The organism is Enterobacter sp. IF2SW-B1 (genome assembly GCF_001743375.1).
GTDB lineage: Bacteria > Pseudomonadota > Gammaproteobacteria > Enterobacterales > Enterobacteriaceae > Enterobacter > Enterobacter bugandensis.
The window spans coordinates 124,756-141,324 of record NZ_MJAA01000004.1; the positions used below are offsets into that span (position 1 = coordinate 124,756).

The 16,569-nt window shown below is 58.0% G+C and carries 14 protein-coding genes; 1 reads left to right on the top strand and 13 read right to left on the bottom strand.

The genetic code is table 11. The annotated features are described in order from the left end of the window. Positions 1–90: 90 nt before the first annotated feature. Together cutC and A6013_RS10590 are read right to left on the bottom strand one after the other, a co-directional pair. Positions 91–834, bottom strand: a complete 744-nt coding sequence (gene cutC, locus A6013_RS10585) for a copper homeostasis protein CutC (RefSeq protein ID WP_028013633.1) — start codon at positions 832–834, stop codon at positions 91–93. A gap of 78 nt (positions 835–912) precedes the next feature. After that, entirely contained in the window at positions 913–1,473 is a 561-nt protein-coding gene (locus A6013_RS10590; RefSeq protein ID WP_045631220.1) for a VOC family protein, read from the bottom strand. Between the two features lie 239 nt (positions 1,474–1,712). Here A6013_RS10590 and argS point away from each other — a divergent pair, with 239 nt between their 5' ends. Beyond that, a complete protein-coding gene (gene argS / locus A6013_RS10595) occupies positions 1,713–3,446 on the top strand; it encodes an arginine--tRNA ligase (protein WP_069733029.1) in 1,734 nt (577 codons plus the stop codon). Between the two features lie 34 nt (positions 3,447–3,480). On the opposite strand, the gene A6013_RS10600 is transcribed toward argS, so the two are convergent. The 11 genes from A6013_RS10600 to tar all read right to left on the bottom strand — a co-directional run bounded on the left by A6013_RS10600 (position 3,481) and on the right by tar (position 16,536). Further along, positions 3,481–4,620: a glycoside hydrolase family 105 protein gene (locus tag A6013_RS10600; protein WP_069733104.1), complete on the bottom strand. Its 1,140-nt coding sequence runs from the start codon at positions 4,618–4,620 to the stop codon at positions 3,481–3,483. A gap of 4 nt (positions 4,621–4,624) precedes the next feature. Then, positions 4,625–6,208 carry an MFS transporter gene (locus A6013_RS10605; RefSeq protein ID WP_048956518.1) on the bottom strand — a complete coding sequence of 528 codons (1,584 nt, stop codon included), beginning with the start codon at positions 6,206–6,208 and terminating at the stop codon, positions 4,625–4,627. Positions 6,209–6,471: 263 nt separating this feature from the next. After that, on the bottom strand, positions 6,472–6,864 hold the full coding sequence (locus A6013_RS10610; RefSeq protein ID WP_028013640.1) for a flagellar protein FlhE: 393 nt from the start codon (positions 6,862–6,864) through the stop codon (positions 6,472–6,474). Then, on the bottom strand, positions 6,861–8,939 hold the full coding sequence (flhA, locus tag A6013_RS10615; RefSeq protein ID WP_069733030.1) for a flagellar biosynthesis protein FlhA: 2,079 nt from the start codon (positions 8,937–8,939) through the stop codon (positions 6,861–6,863). Before flhA ends, A6013_RS10610 begins: the two co-directional genes overlap by 4 nt. Then, on the bottom strand, positions 8,932–10,080 hold the full coding sequence (gene flhB, locus A6013_RS10620) for a flagellar biosynthesis protein FlhB (protein WP_041909432.1): 1,149 nt from the start codon (positions 10,078–10,080) through the stop codon (positions 8,932–8,934). Before flhB ends, flhA begins: the two co-directional genes overlap by 8 nt. A 148-nt stretch (positions 10,081–10,228) precedes the next feature. After that, a complete protein-coding gene (gene cheZ, locus A6013_RS10625) occupies positions 10,229–10,873 on the bottom strand; it encodes a protein phosphatase CheZ (protein ID WP_028013643.1) in 645 nt (214 codons plus the stop codon). A 10-nt stretch (positions 10,874–10,883) separates the two neighbouring features. Next, positions 10,884–11,273 carry a chemotaxis response regulator CheY gene (gene cheY / locus A6013_RS10630; RefSeq protein WP_008500431.1) on the bottom strand — a complete coding sequence of 130 codons (390 nt, stop codon included), beginning with the start codon at positions 11,271–11,273 and terminating at the stop codon, positions 10,884–10,886. Between the two features lie 17 nt (positions 11,274–11,290). Further along, positions 11,291–12,340 (bottom strand): chemotaxis response regulator protein-glutamate methylesterase, encoded by a 1,050-nt coding sequence (locus A6013_RS10635; RefSeq protein WP_014884341.1) that lies wholly within the window; start codon positions 12,338–12,340, stop codon positions 11,291–11,293. After that, positions 12,337–13,203: a protein-glutamate O-methyltransferase CheR gene (gene cheR, locus A6013_RS10640; RefSeq protein ID WP_014884342.1), complete on the bottom strand. Its 867-nt coding sequence runs from the start codon at positions 13,201–13,203 to the stop codon at positions 12,337–12,339. The genes A6013_RS10635 and cheR overlap by 4 nt, the downstream gene beginning before the upstream one ends. A gap of 19 nt (positions 13,204–13,222) precedes the next feature. Beyond that, positions 13,223–14,824 carry a methyl-accepting chemotaxis protein IV gene (gene tap / locus A6013_RS10645; RefSeq protein WP_041909430.1) on the bottom strand — a complete coding sequence of 534 codons (1,602 nt, stop codon included), beginning with the start codon at positions 14,822–14,824 and terminating at the stop codon, positions 13,223–13,225. Positions 14,825–14,868: 44 nt separating this feature from the next. Continuing rightward, positions 14,869–16,536 carry a methyl-accepting chemotaxis protein II gene (tar, locus tag A6013_RS10650; protein WP_047367823.1) on the bottom strand — a complete coding sequence of 556 codons (1,668 nt, stop codon included), beginning with the start codon at positions 16,534–16,536 and terminating at the stop codon, positions 14,869–14,871. Positions 16,537–16,569: the final 33 nt, after the last annotated feature.

A 16,569-nucleotide genomic window follows, 5' to 3' on the forward strand; every position in this document is an offset into this window, starting at 1 on the left:
TAAAAAAAGGCCCCTGTTGAAATTGCAGGGGCCTGGTACAAGCAAGCATCATATTGGGCGACATGATGCGCGGTAAAAATCGGTACGTTGCTACACGTGATGACGCTCAATCAGCGACTTCATTTCCGCAACCGACTCTCCCTCTACGCCGTAGCGAGAATATTCATCCGCTTCAGCATCCGTCGACATTGACAGCCCTGTATTGCGATAACGCATGGGTGAAGGTATCCATTTCCCCGCAGAGCTGTGAAGCTCTTCCACCCCGGCGTTTAAAAACCGTTCCAGATTGCTGGCACGGACTCCCGCACCCGCCATTATTATTGGAACACCGGAATGTGCTTTTAGTTCCGTAATTAATTGCAGACCTTTTTCCGCCGAAGACTGCTGTCCCGATGTCAGGACGCGCGCCACGCCAAGTTCGGCAAGCGTATCAAATGCTTGCAGGGGATCTTTGCACATATCAAACGCACGATGAAAGGTGACGGCCATTCCTTTCGCGGCGTCCATCACCTTACGCATCCGCGGCAGGTCGACGTGACCATCTTCATCAAGCAGGCCGGTCACCAGCCCCGGGAAGCCCAGGTCACGAACCAGCGCGATATCTTCAAGCATGGCACTGAACTCGCCCGCCGTGTAACAAAAATCGCCGCCGCGAGGCCGAATAATCGGGTGGACCGGGATGGTGACGGCCTGGCGGGCAGACTTCAACACGCCGTATGAAGGCGTTAACCCCCCTTCTTTCGGGGCGGCGCATAGCTCAATACGGTCAGCTCCCATCTGTTGCGCCGTTACGGCACACGCCACGCTGTAACAACAAATCTCCAGCAGCGCCATCTGCTTCTCCTTAAAATCAGCTTAACGCGCCATCATGGCACGCCTCTCGTTTCGTGTCTCAGCGACGAATCACAACTCTCAGGCTTCGCTGGCAACGATCTGCTCAATGGTCCAGGGATGAAATTTCACGGTCACCTGCCCGTCCGTCACGGCCAGCGTCGGGTTAGGCAGACGCTCGCGCTCGCCTTTGGGTGAACTCGTCTTCACAAAAATCCCCGGCTTGCTTAACCCGTCATCTGACAGCAGGGCCAGGGCGCGCGCGTTCAACGTTTCCGGCTCACCCGGCAGGACGATTTCGATATGCTCCCAGCCTTCGTGCGGATAGCGTTTCTCGCCCGGCCACGGCAGTTCAACCACGGTGAACTGCCAGTGCGCCACGTTCACCGGCTCATGCAGTTTGAACAGGCAAATGGGGCGTCCATTGATGATGTTCTCAGAGAGCAACTCGCCGCACTGTTCAAACCCGCGACGCCAGCGCTCGGCGGTGGCATTCTGGTGGCAGCGCAAGGAAATGTGATCCGCCGCAAGCGGCACGATATCCAGACCAAGACGGGTGGCAAGTTCTGTGAACGCCTTTGTGAAGCGCGGTAAATCTGCGGAAATATCATGCAGTTCGTCAATGGATTGCCAGTTCGCCATAAGTCAGTCTCTTTTCGTGTCGCAAAGCCGCTAATTTACTCCGTTGCCCCGTTTTGACCAACCGCAGAATCCGGCTTTTTATGACTGCATGGTTATGCACGCTTTCTTAGCCTGGATTCTGAGCAATCTTCGGGCCCCGCAATGCTGACGCCAGAAGGCATTTGCAGTATACTCCCGCCCTAAATTCTTTAACTGGCGCGGGCGGTTGTAAGCCCGCATCAAAAACGTAAGGTATCCAGGTGAATATTCAGGCTCTTCTCTCCGAAAAAGTCAGTCAGGCACTGATTGCCGCAGGTGCACCTGCGGATTGCGAACCGCAGGTTCGTCAGTCAGCAAAAGTACAGTTTGGCGACTATCAGGCTAATGGCGTGATGGCAGTGGCTAAAAAACTGGGCATGCCGCCGCGACAGCTCGCTGAGCAGGTACTGACGCATCTGGATCTCTCCGGCATTGCCAGCAAAACCGAAATTGCTGGTCCGGGCTTTATCAATATTTTCCTTGAGCCTGCGTTCCTGGCGAGCCACGTTGACGCGGCGCTGAAGTCTGACCGTCTGGGCGTTTCCCAGCCGGAAGCGCAGACCGTGGTGGTCGACTACTCTGCCCCGAACGTGGCGAAGGAGATGCACGTAGGCCACCTGCGCTCCACCATCATCGGTGACGCCGCGGTACGCACCCTTGAGTACCTCGGTCACAAGGTGATCCGCGCGAACCACGTAGGCGACTGGGGTACCCAGTTCGGCATGCTGATTGCTTACCTGGAAAAACAGCAGCAGGAAAACGCGGGTGAAATGGCGCTGGCGGACCTGGAAGGGTTCTACCGCGAAGCCAAAAAGCACTATGACGAAGACGAAGCCTTTGCCGAGCGCGCACGCAGCTACGTGGTGAAGCTGCAGGGCGGGGATCAATACTTCCTCGAGATGTGGCGCAAGCTGGTTGACATCACCATGTCCCAGAACCAGCTTACCTATAACCGTCTGAACGTGACCCTGACTCGCGACGACGTGATGGGTGAAAGCCTGTATAACCCGATGCTGCCAGGCATTGTGGCGGACCTGAAGGCCAAAAACCTGGCGGTGGAGAGCGAAGGCGCAACGGTAGTGTTCCTTGATGAGTACAAAAACAAGGAAGGCGAACCGATGGGCGTGATTATCCAGAAAAAGGATGGCGGCTATCTCTACACCACCACGGACATCGCGTGTGCGAAATACCGTTACGAAACCCTGCACGCCGACCGCGTGCTGTACTACATCGACTCCCGTCAGCACCAGCACCTGATGCAGGCGTGGACTATCGTGCGTAAAGCCGGTTACGTGCCGGACTGCGTGCCGCTGGAACACCACATGTTCGGTATGATGCTGGGTAAAGACGGCAAGCCGTTCAAAACCCGCGCGGGCGGTACCGTGAAGCTTTCCGATCTGCTGGACGAAGCGCTGGAGCGCGCCCGTCGCCTGGTGGCAGAGAAGAACCCGGACATGCCTGCTGACGAACTGGAAAAACTGGCCAACGCCGTCGGTATCGGCGCGGTGAAATACGCGGATCTTTCCAAGAACCGCACCACCGACTACATCTTCGACTGGGATAACATGCTGGCGTTTGAAGGCAACACGGCGCCGTACATGCAGTACGCCTATACCCGCGTGCTCTCCGTGTTCCGCAAGGCGAACATTGATGAAAGCGTGCTGGCGAATGCGACAGTGACCATCACGGAAGATCGTGAAGCACAGCTGGCGGCGCGTCTGCTGCAGTTCGAAGAGACGCTGACGGTTGTCGCGCGTGACGGCACGCCGCACGTGATGTGTGCTTACCTGTACGATCTGGCGGGTCTGTTCTCCGGCTTCTACGAGCACTGCCCTATTCTGTCTGCAGAAAATGAATCGGTGCGTAACAGCCGCCTGAAGCTGGCTCAGCTGACGGCGAAGACCTTGAAGCTGGGTCTGGATACCCTGGGTATCGAAACCGTAGAACGTATGTAAAAAAGAAACCCGGCAAACGCCGGGTTTTTTATTATCAGAAGTATTTCCGCAAATACTCTGTCAGACAGAGAATCGCCATCGCCTGTCCATACGGCATCGACGTCAGCGGGATCTGGCGATAAAACTCAAGATCGCTGCCCATGCCCGTACCGAACGATGTTTGCAGCAACTCCCCTTCCGGCGAGATATTTTTCACGATGCCGCGAATCGCTTTTTCAGCAACGTCAGCATATTCAGGCTCAACATAGCGCTTCCGCACCGCTTTCAGGATCCCGTAAGCAAACCCTGCCGTGGCGGATGCCTCCAGGTACGAGTTCGGATCGTCCAGCAGCGTATGCCACAACCCGCTTTCGTCCTGACATTTTGCCAGCGCGGCAACCTGCGCCTTCAGCACCTGCACCAGATAACGGCGCACGGCGTTGTTTTCAGGCAGATCAACCAGTTCGAGGAAGTCGGGGATCACGATGGTGAGCCAGCTGTTGCCGCGCGCCCAGCGGGCCCGGGCAAAGTTATGATTGCCGTCGTAGCTCCAGCCGTGGAACCACAGCCCCGTCTCCCGGTCCATCAGGTTCTGCACGTGCAGCAGGAACTGATAGATCGCCTCCTCTACGTACTCCGGCTTATTCAGCAGCCTGCCGATTTTCGCCAGCGGCAGCACCGTCATCATCAGCGTGTCGTCCCACATCTGCTGATGATTCTCTTCCGCCAGCGTGATGTGCTGCATGCCGCCGTGTTCGGTGCGTGGCATTTCAGTCATCGCCCACTCCGCCCAGCTTTCCAGCCACGGCAGCCAGGCCGGTTTTTTGCTCTCTTCGTAGCGATAGGCCAGCGTCAGGAACGGCGACATCGTATTGACGTTTTTGGTGGTGGCGCCTTCCGCAAAGCGGTCGGCAAACCAGCTGTCGATAATGTTGCGCATCCCTTCGTCACCGGTCTGGCAGTAGTACTGCCAGATGCCATACAGGCCGACGCCGTGCGTCCACTCCCATCCGGCCCAGCCTTTGGTGTCGATCACACGCCCGTCGTCCAGCCGCAGCAAAAATTCACCCGTTTTATCGTGGATATTGACCAGATTGTGCGTCACTTTTTGAATCAGCGATTTCAGCTCGTCCCGGGCGATAAAGCGCTCTGGCTGACGCAATAGCGGGCTATGTTTGACAGGCCAAACTTTCATCATCTTAACCTCTGTTGTATGTCGAATTGAGTACCGCGCGATCCTTCAGCGAAGATGCCGCTGGCTTATTGCGATTCAGATAACCGATGTTGTTATTGCCCCAAAGTGACTCATAAGGCATACCGGCCAGCATCTCGACGGTGGCGCGGGCGTGTGGCGTCGCTGACTCCGGCATCGCATGACCACACTCACGCATTTTCGCGGTCTCCTCGCGCAGCGTGCGGTGGGTCTGCAAATTAAGCCTGAAGCGCAGGGAAACGAGGAAACCGCAGAACAGCACCAGGATGGTGCCCACGCTCAGGATCAGCAGAATGGTGTGGCTCACTTCCGCAGGCTGTACCTTCTGACCGCTGACAAAGCCGGACATTTGCATCACGATGCCTACCAGCATCACCGCACCGGCCTGTGACGCCTTACGGGTCAGGGTCATGATGCCAGCGAAAATCCCTTCCCGGCGCTGGCCGGTGATCGCTTCATCCACGTCAGCAATGTAGGTATAGGTATTCCATGGCACGTAGTTAATACCGCCGCGACCCAGCCCAGCCACCGCAGAGATCAGCAACAGCAGAGCGTAGACGTCGCTCAGACCGGCGTAATAGAGCATGGCGTAAGAGAGAGACGCCAGGCCAAACAGCACCACCACCATGCGGTAGGACGGCGCAGGTCCGAAGCGAATACACAGCGGGATCATCCCGATCACGGCGAGGAACTGGAAGATAGCCATCGTGCCCAGCAGGTTGGACGCCATTGACGCTTCCTGCATCAGCACAAACACCACGTAGTAGGTGAAGACTGCGTTAAATACGTCCTGTGCGATGTAGCCGCCGAGGTACATGCCAAGATGCTGGCGGAAAATCTTGATGCGCAGCGTAGAGCTTAATTCGACAAACAGACGATTGATGCTTTGCCCCAGCGTCAGTTTCTTCTTCTCTTCTTCGGCACGCAGCGCCGCTTCAGACCACTCCTCACGCGGGCGCTCCCAGGTAAAGAACCAGACAAAGGTCAGCATCAGGGCGCACAGCACGGAGAAAACCAGGCTTGCGTAAAAGAATGAGACGGCATTGTCTTTACCGAAGTGGGTGAGCAGGATCCCCGGCAGGAAGGAGGCCAGAATCGCTGACATCTGCGCCATAGAAATACGCGCCCCGGAGAACTTGGTTTTCTGTTTGAAGTCGTCGGTCATTTCCGGCACCAGCGTCTCGTAAGGCACCAGAATCATGGTGTAGACAATATCAAACACCAGATAGGTCAGCAGGTAGTACCAGAAATTCATGTCCCCTACCCACATCAACGAGTAGCTGAACACGCACGGAATGCCTAGCAGGATAAAGAACTTACGGCGACCAAAGCGCTTTCCAGGCCAGGTCGTACCGAAGTTATCCGTCAAAAAGCCCATTAACGGGCTGACAACAGCATCCAGCACCCTCGCAGCGGCAAAGATGAAGGTTGCTTCAATCGGTGTGAGTCCACAGAAGGTGGTATAAAAATACAAAAGCCAGGCCGCCGTCAGGGCGGTCGTACCAGCCCCGAGAAAATCGCCTGCCCCGTAAGCAAGATAATTTGCGAGTCCAATTTTACGTGTTTTCATTGCCGTCAACCCTAAGCAAATTTGGGAGACTCCCTGCAAGTAAGGCTCATCGGGGAGTTTTTACACGGCTACAGTAAATGCAACGACGTCCTGATACCTTTCTGTTTCTGCCATCACGGGCAGGGTAAATGGCAAAAATGCAAAGAGTCGCGTCACGCGTGTCACTAATTTATAAAACAGCGTTTCTGTTGCATCAAAAGGCGAGGTCAATTTTGCGAGGCAGCCATCAGAATTGACTGATGGCTGGTGACAAAGGCAGGCAGCTAGCGGTAGTTGACGATGACAGAATTGCTCTGCACCTTCAGCGCCGGGATCAAACGTCCTCCGCCCGGCACTTCCCAGATAAAACGTAAAGGTTCAATGGCCGGCACGCCGTTGAACGCCTGCGTTGTGCCATTTTCGCCGTCGATTTCCGTGCAGCGGGTCTGTGAGCAGAGACGCACCCGCAGTCCGGCTGGCGTTGGGCCAATGAGCCTGTAGTTCCACACCACCATCCCCATCTGACCAGAAACCGTTTCAGAGGGCGACAGCGGATTAGAAGACATGGCGACACCCCGGTTGCTGAGGGTCACGCCCATGCTGCTTGCCTGCCAGGTCCCTTCCCCGGCAGCCTGAGCCGCCAGCGGGAAGAGCAAAATCCATAGCCATTTCATTATTTTCCTCCAATCGTTGCCGTCATGCGGATATGGCGGTTATCCGACAACTCCAGATTCGACAGCACAACAAGCTGATTCAGGCTGCGGCGCAGGAAGCGCGACAGCAGCGGACGCAGCGCGTGGTTGACCAGCAGCACCGGCGGCGCGCCCAGCATCTCCTGACGCGCCAGCGCCTCCTGAGTTTGCTCCAGCAGGCGATCCGCCAGGCCAGGCTCGAGGCCGCCGCCGCCCTGCAGGGCCTGCAGCAGCAGGCGTTCAAGCGGTGTATCAAGGCCAATCACCTGGACTTCGCCGGTTCCCGGGAACCACTGCTGGGTGATCGCACGCCCCAGCGCCACGCGCACCACCGCCGTCAGCTCGTGCGGATCGCTCTGCAGCGGCGCATGCTCGGCAAGGGTTTCCAGGATGGTACGCATATCGCGGATCGGCACTTTTTCCTCAAGCAGGTTTTGCAGCACCTTGTGCAGCGTAGTTAACGTCAGCACGCCCGGCACCAGGTCTTCCGTCAGCTTCGGCATCTCCTGCGTCACGCGATCGAGAAGCTGCTGCGCTTCCTGACGGCCAAACAGCTCGGCCGAGAATTGCCCAATCAGATGATTAAGGTGGGTTGCCACCACGGTACTGGCTTCGACAACCGTATAACCCTGAATTTGCGCCTGCTCTTTCAGCGCGCTTTCAATCCAGATTGCCGACAGGCCAAAGGCCGGATCGACGGTCTGCTCGCCCGGCAGCGTGCCTGCTGCAGTGCCAGGGTTAATCGCCAGCCAGCGTCCCGGGTAAGCATCGCCGCTGCCAATTTCAACACCCTTCATCAGAATACGATAGCGCGCAGGCGGCAGGTCCATATTGTCCTTGATATGCACCACCGGCGGCAGGAAGCCCATGTCCTGGGCGAATTTTTTACGGATGCTGCGGATGCGGCCGAGCAGCTCGCCATCCTGCTGGAAATCCACCATCGGGATCAGGCGATACCCCACTTCCATTCCCAGGGAATCTTCCAGTTGAACGTCGTTCCAGGTCGCTTCTACGGCCTGGGTGTTCTCCGGCATTTTCACCGGAACCGGTTCCGCAGCCGGCCTGGTCTCACGACCACGCATCCACCAGGCCAGCCCCAGCAGCCCCGCCGTAAACAGCAGGAACACGAGGTTTGGCATCCCCGGCACCAGCCCGAGCAGCCCGAGCACCGCAGCCGCCAGCAGCATCACGCGTGGGTTACTGAAGAGCTGGCCCACCATCTGCTCGCCAACGTCCTGATCGGTACTGACGCGGGTCACGATAACGCCCGCCGCAGTGGAGATAACCAGCGCCGGGATCTGTGCGACCAGACCGTCACCAATGGTCAGCAGCGTATAGCTTTCCGCCGCGTGGCCCATGTCCATCCCGTGCTGCAGTACCCCCACCAGCAGGCCGCCGACCACGTTAATCACCATGATCAGGATGCCCGCGATGGCATCACCGCGCACAAACTTACTTGCACCGTCCATGGAGCCGTAGAAGTCCGCTTCCTGGGTCACTTCCGCGCGGCGCTTTTTCGCTTCATCTTCGGCGATAAGCCCGGCGTTCAGATCGGCGTCGATCGCCATCTGCTTGCCCGGCATCCCGTCCAGCACAAAGCGCGCGCCCACTTCCGCAATACGCCCCGCACCTTTGGTGATAACCATAAAGTTGATGATCACGAGGATAACGAACACCACGATCCCGATAGCGAAGTTCCCGCCCACCAGGAAGTGGCCGAAGGCCTCGACCACCTTACCCGCCGCTGCCGCGCCGGTGTGGCCCTCCATCAGGATGATACGCGTGGAGGCCACGTTCAGCGCCAGCCGCAGCAAGGTGGTAAACAGCAGAATGGTCGGGAACGCGGCGAACTCCAGCGTGCGCTGGGTGAACATCGCCACCAGCAGTACCATAATGGACAGCGCAATATTGAAGGTGAAAAGCAGATCGAGGATGAATGCCGGGAGCGGCAGTACCATCATCGACAGAATTAACAGGATGAGGATCGGCCCGGCAAGGATCTGCCATTGGGTCGATTTCAGGTTGCCGGGCAGGCGCAACATTGCCACCAGATTAGCCATCAGTGTCCTTCTCGTTCATAAAATCCAGCGCGGCAGGCACCGGAAGGTTCTCAGGTTTGACAGGCCGTTGACCGCCGGCCAGACGCCAGCGCTTCAACTGCCATACCCAGGCCAGCACTTCCGCCACCGCGGCGTAGAGCTGACCTGGGATCTGTTGTCCGATATCCGCGTGGCGGTAGAGGGCTCGCGCCAGCGGAGGCGCTTCCAGGATCGGCACGCGGTTTTCGGTACCAATTTCCCTGATGCGCAATGCAATCAGCCCCGCCCCTTTTGCCACCACTTTCGGCGCGCTCATTTTGTTTTCGTCATAGCGCAGCGCCACGGAATAGTGCGTCGGGTTGGTGACGATGACGTCCGCCTTCGGCACATCTTCCATCATGCGGCGACGGGCTGCGGCACGCTGCATCTGCCGGATGCGCCCCTTCACGTGCGGGTCACCTTCCATCTGCTTATATTCGTCGCGGATGTCCTGACGTGACATTCGCAGTTTCTTGAAGTGGGAATAGAGCTGGAAGATAACGTCAAAACCCACCATCGGAATAATGCTGAGCACCACCAGCAGCGCGCAAAGCCCAACCAGGTTCAGCGCATTGCTCATCGCGGTGAGGGGCGACTCGCTGATAAGGCGCATCATTTCGGGCCAGTGGTACCAGAGGAAAAACCCTGCAGAACTGCCCATCAGCACCGATTTGAGAATAGCCTTGAGCAGCTCGGCCCCGGTCTGCGCCGAGAACATTTTCGCAATGCCCGGCAGCGGGTTCAGTTTTGAAAATTTAGGTTGCAGCGATTTTCCGCTAAAAACCAGCCCGCCCAGCATCACCGGGGAGACCAGCGCCACCAGCACCACGCCGGTAATCAGGGGCAGTAGCGCAACCATGGCCCCTTTTATCAGCTGAATAATCTGGCTGAGGATCAGATTCGGGTCGTTGACCATGCTGTGGTCAAAACGTAAGCCGGTCGAGAGCATCCCCGCCAGCTTGCGGGCGAGCGACTCCCCGCCCCACCAGATAATGCACACGCCTACGATCAGGATCAGCAGGGAGGTCAATTCTCGGGATCGGGGGATCTGCCCTTCCTCACGCGCCTTTTCTAGTCGGTGGGGTGTGGGGGCTTCCGTTTTGTCGTCGTTCTCTTCTGCCACAGTGCATGCTCAGCCCATTACGTCACGGGTATCATGCCAGCGCAGCGGAAATCCAATGGCGGGAAAAGCCCGTTTATTCGGGCTCTTTTCGGTGATTTTGTCGTAAACCGCCTCAGGCGGCGTAACCCCCCTGAGGCGGAATGGACAATCAGAAGCCGAGGCTGTCCAGCAGGTCGTCCACCTGATCCTGGCTTGCCACGACGCCCGCCTTGCTGGCGTCGAGCTGCGGACCATTGAGCAGGCTTTCGTTCTCGCGTTTTGGACGGGCAGCCGGTTCCGGGATGTTCTCCAGCAGCACCATCAGCAGCTGGCGCTCAATCTCCTGAATCACATCCATCATGCGCTTGATGACCTGACCGGTCAGATCCTGGAAATCCTGCGCCATCATAATGTCCAGCAACTGGGCGTTGGTGAAGCTAGTGTGGCCCGGCACATCCCCCAGGAACTGACGGGTGTCGGTGACCAGCTCGCGGGCATCTGCCAGCTCGATGGGGTTCTCAAACCACTCATCCCAGCGTTGGGTCAGGGCTTTCGCGCCCTTTTCCATCGCATCCTGATGCGGCTGTGAGGCTTCAACGCTGTTCAGCGCACGCTCAGCTGCCTGAGCGGTCATCTGCACAACGTAGTCCAGACGGTCGCGAGCGTCCGGGATCGCTTCCGCCGCTTCGGCAATGGCCTGATCCAGCCCCAGTTCACGCAGGCTGTCACGCAGCATGCGCGTCAGGCTGCCGATGCGGACGATGATGTCGCTCGGCGAGTGTTCTTCAACGGGTTTCATTGCAGGTTGCATCATCACCAACACCTCACATGCCGAGTTTCTCGAAGATCTTACCGAGCTTCTCTTCCAGGGTCGCTGCGGTGAATGGCTTCACCACGTAGCCGCTTGCGCCCGCCTGTGCAGCGGCAATGATGTTCTCTTTTTTCGCTTCTGCAGTGACCATCAGCACCGGCATAGACGCCATGCCCGCGTCCGCACGAATGGTTTTCAGTAGCTCCAGACCGTCCATGTTCGGCATGTTCCAGTCGGAGATGACAAAACCAAACCCGCCAGCCTGCAGTTTGTTCAGCGCATCCACGCCGTCTTCTGCTTCTTCAACGTTGTTGAAGCCCAGCTCTTTCAGCAGGTTGCGCACAATGCGACGCATGGTGGAAAAGTCATCCACAACCAAAAACTTAAGCTCTTTATCCGCCATAAAATAATACTCCTGAGTCAAATACGTATTGCCTGTCCGGCACTGATTTTCGCCAGCATCTGCTGGCTTACCTGGCTAAGATCGACCACTTCGCTCACGCCACCCATATTGATGGCCTCGCGCGGCATGCCGAACACCACACAACTTGCTTCATTCTGCGCAATCGTCCAGGCGCCAGCCTGGTGCATTGCAAGCATTCCGGCGGCACCGTCGTTGCCCATCCCCGTCAGGATCACCCCAACGGCGTTGCGCCCCGCATGTTTCGCCACCGAATGAAACAGCACATCCACCGACGGACGGTGCCGGTTAACCGGCGGTCCGTCATGAATTTTGATTTGATAGTTAGCGCCGCTGCGCGCCAGCTCCATATGCTTGTCCCCCGGCGCGATATAGGCATGTCCCGGCAGCACGCGCTCGCCGTCTTCCGCCTCTTTCACGCTGATCTGGCACAGCTTGTTCAGACGTTCGGCGAAGGAGCGGGTAAAGCCAGGCGGCATATGCTGCGTGATCAGAATACCCGGACTTGAAAGCGGCAATGGCTGGAGTACATGGCGAATTGCCTCTGTTCCTCCGGTTGACGCCCCAATAACCAGCAGTTTTTCCGAGCTGAGTAACGGTCCGGCCTTCAGAGTTGCCGGCGCGGCCATCGGCTTGTGGGCCGCGAGCTTCGCGCGCGAGGCGGTGCGAATTTTCTCGGCGATCATCTCGCTGTACGCCAGCATCCCCTCGCGAATGCCGAGCTGCGGTTTGGTGACAAAATCCACCGCCCCCAGCTCCAGCGCGCGCAGGGTGATTTCCGATCCTTTCCCGGTCAGGGAGGAGACCATCACCACCGGCATGGGACGCAGGCGCATCAATTTCTCAAGGAAATCTATGCCATCCATGCGCGGCATCTCGACATCCAGCGTTAGCACGTCGGGGTTATATTTTTTAATTAAATCCCGCGCTACCAGCGGATCCGGCGCAGTGGCCACCATCTCCATGTCGCTGTGGCTATTGATGATTTCAGTCATGATCTGACGCATCAGCGCTGAATCATCGACAGACAATACCCTGATTTTACTCATGCTTTTTCCTTACTCAGCGCATATACCGTTTGCCCACGCAGGCTAAACTCACGCGCGAGGTTGCTGAAGTTTTCCGAGTGCCCGGCAAACAGTAAACCGTCAGGCTTGAGCAACGGAACAAACCGACGCAGAATGTCCTGTTGCGTCGTTTTATCAAAATAGATCATGACGTTACGGCAAAAAATGGCGTCGAAAGGCCCCGGCACGTTGTACTGCTTATCGAGCAGGTTAACGGGCGCGAATTCGACGCAGTTCGCCAGCTCCTGGCGTACGCGAACCAGGCCTTCATGCGGGCCCGTGCCACGCATGAAGTAACGCTGCAGCTGCTGCGGCGACAGCGTTTTCAGCTCGTCCTGGCGATACACGCCGTTACGCGCCTTCTCCAGCACTTCTGTATCGATATCGCTGGCGTAGACCTTCCAGCGTCCCGGCGCCATGCCCAGCGTATCGGCAAGGGTGATCGCCAGCGAGTACGGCTCTTCGCCCGTTGAGGCGGCCGCACTCCATACGCGATACTCCCCGGTGCGACGGCGCGCGTGCTCGGCCAGAACCGGAAAGTGGTGGGCTTCACGGAAAAAGGCCGTCAGGTTGGTCGTGAGTGAGTTAATAAAAGCCTGCCACTCCGCGCTGTTCTGGTTCGCTTCGAGCATGCTCAGATAGCGGCCAAAATCATCCAGCCCCAGCGTACGCAAGCGCCGCACCAGTCGGTTGTAGACCATGTCCCGCTTATGATCCGCAAGCACGATCCCCGCACGCTGGTAGATTAACTGACATATCCGACGAAAATGCGCGTCGGACAGCGCGAGGCGCTGTGTCATCTGCAACAATAATGACGTTTGCCCAGGGGGCATTGGTGATGTCATAGCGCCTTCTTAATTACATTCAGGATACAACTGGCACGGCCTGCGACCGCCCGACTTCTGTTACTGCTTCAACGTGCTCTTTCACATTAAATACCGCGACCAGCCCGGTGAGACGATCCGCCTGGCTGGCCAGCTGATCGGTTGCCGCTGCCGCTTCCTCAACTAACGAGGCATTCTGTTGCGTCACCTGATCCATCTGGCTGACGGCCTGAGCCACCTGCTCTATCCCGCGACGCTGTTCGTCCGACGCCGAGGCAATTTCGCCCATGATGTCGTTAACCCGCGTCACGGAGGTGACGATCTCGTGCATGGTATGCGCCGCCGTATCCACCAGGGCAGACCCCTGCTGGACGCGAGAGACCGACTCTTCAATGAGGGACTTAATCTCTTTCGCCGCGTTGGCGCTGCGGCTCGCCAGGTTTCGCACTTCACCAGCCACCACCGCAAACCCACGTCCCTGCTCGCCGGCGCGCGCCGCTTCCACGGCGGCGTTCAGCGCCAGGATGTTGGTCTGAAACGCAATACCGTCAATCACGCTGATGATGTCGCCGATCTTCTGCGAGCTGGCGGCAATCTCCTGCATGGTGCTGGCCACGTGAGAGGCCTGATCGCCCCCTCTCTTCGCCGTCAGCGCCGCCTGTTTTGACAGGTCAGACGCCTGGCGCGCGTTATCGGCGTTCTGGCTTACCGTCGCGGTCAGCTGTTCCATACTGGCCGCCGTCTGCGCCAGCGACGCCGCCTGCTGCTCGGTGCGGGACGAGAGATCGTTATTCCCCGCCGCAATCTCTGAGATCCCCGTATGCATGGCGTAACTGCCCTGACGCACGTCGGACACCGTTTCCCGCAGCGACCCCTGCATGGCCTTCAGGCTGGCAAAGATCGCCGAAATTTCGTTTTTGCCAAACACCGCCACCGGACGCGCCAGATCTCCCTTCGCAATACTGTCGAAGTGGCTGCTGATAATCGCCAGCGGCTGCACAATCATTCTGCGCGCCCAGAGCAGCGCCCCGCCGGTCAGCAGCCCCGCCAGAATCACAACGACGGCAAAGATAACGCCAGACATGTGATAGCTGGTGCGGCTTGCTTCACCGGCGCGCAGAACAGACTGATTGATATCCTGCTGCCATGCGTCAAAGCTGCCGTCAAACGCCGCCTGAGACGCCTGGACCGGAGCGGTCATGAAGTCCGAAAGCTGGTTGTTCTCAAGCCAGGTCGCCTGGTGGTCCAGATCGCTGTACCACTGCTCAAAGTTCTTTTTCATGGCCGCCTTCAGCGCTTTCTCTTTCTCGCCGTCGGCCGCCTGCGCCGTGAAGGCCTTAAACTGTGCGTCTGCCTGCTTCAGGCTGTCGCGCGCCGTTGCCATCAGCGCCTTAATGTCATCCGGCGGATAGCTGAGCGCGGTTAAGGTTCCTGCCTTGTTCAGCGCAGTGCTTGCCTGCAACAGCACGGCACGCGTTTGTGCCAGTGCGGAGCGCTGTTGATTACTCGCCTCAACGTCCTGCAAATTCTGATAGCCATCGCGAAACGCCCAAAAAGACAACCCGTTACTGCCAACCTGCAACACACCGCAAAGGATCAGAATCAAAAACAGTGTGGTCGAGATACGAATACGATTTAACATCCACGCTCCCATCAAGCGGCAAGCAGCCGCGGTTTAATTGTCAGTCAAAATGTTTCCCAGTTTTCATCTTGTCCGGTCGTTGCAGCACGCGTGCGGGTGACCGCCGTGTCGGCGGCTGGCGCGCGGTACGTAGCTTGCGCAGTGACCGTATTTCCAGCGAGTGAAGCGAGACGAAACGCCGAGACGGCCATCTTCAGACGGCTCGCCTGGTCTTCCAGTGCAGCGGCCGCCGCAGCGGACTCCTGCACCAGCGCGGCGTTTTGCTGTGTCACGCGGTCCATTTCCGATACCGCCAGGGCAACCTGGTCGATACCACGACTCTGCTCATCGGACGCAGAGGCGATTTCACCCATGATGTCCGTCACGCGGGTAACGGCATTCACGATGTCATTCATGGTCTCCCCGGCGCTTTCCACCAGCACGGAGCCGGTATCCACGCGGGAGACGGAGTCTTCAATCAGGGATTTAATCTCTTTTGCCGCGTTGGCGCTGCGGCTGGCAAGGTTGCGCACTTCCCCGGCCACCACCGCAAACCCGCGACCCTGTTCGCCCGCGCGCGCTGCTTCCACGGCGGCATTGAGCGCGAGGATGTTGGTCTGGAAGGCAATGCCGTCGATGACGCTGATGATGTCGGCGATTTTCTTCGAGCTGTCGGCGATTTCGTGCATGGTTTTCACCACGCCATCCACCACGCGACCGCCGCGCTGCGCGGTTTCGGAGGCGCTTTCCGCCAGCTGAGACGCCTGGCGGGCGTTATCGGCGTTCTGCTTCACGGTTGCGGTGAGCTGCTCCATGCTGGCGGCCGTCTCTTCCAGCGCCGACGCCTGCTGCTCGGTACGGGATGAGAGATCGTTATTCCCCATCGCGATTTCGCTGGTGCCGGTATAGATCGCCTCGGATCCGTTACGCACGTTAGCGACGGTCTCGATCAATGAACGCTGCATGTGGTCGACGCTGTTGGCCAGCTCGGTGATCTCGTTACGTCCGGAAACGGTCAGCGTTTTGGTCAGATCGCCGGAGGCAATCTCGCGAATATGGGCAATCACGCGGCCGAGAGGGTTCAGCAGGATGTGGCGAATGCCGTACCACACAGCAAACAGCACAATGACCAGCGCCAGGGCCAATACCGCCATCTGCCATTTCGCAAAGCGGTAGTCATTCTGGCTTTCAGTAAAGGCCGAGTGATACAGATCGCCGCTGGCCTTCGCATATTCCCCCAGCGCCGCGCCGAGTGCGTTTTGCATCCCCTGCGTCGGCTGTGCGAAGTAGGCATCCATGTTGCCGCTCTCCAGGAACTGGATCAGCTCCGTCAGCCCGGCATAGTAGGCGCTGTATTTTTCATCAATGTTCTGGCTCACCTGCGCCATAGCAGGCTGCGGTGCGATTTGCCTGAAGGCGGCGTAGTGTTTAGCCGCGTCGGCCAGCGTGGCCCGGGCATTTTTTAGCAGATCGGTTTTCGCGCTGCTCTGCTGATTGTTCGGATCCATCATCATGCGCGCGGACGAGCGGCTCAGGTTGATGCGCGTTTGCAGCATCAGATCCCACGTTGACGTGAGCTCACTCTGCTGCAGGCGGAGATCGTTCGAGGCGGCGAAGCTGTCCTGGTTCTGTTTTAACGACGAGAAAAAAAGCCCGCCGGAGATAAGCTGAAGTAGTGCGAAAATGACCAGCACCATCATTAGCATTGTGACAACGCGGATACGGTTCAACATACAACACCTTCTCATAGATTTATTAACGGTGTT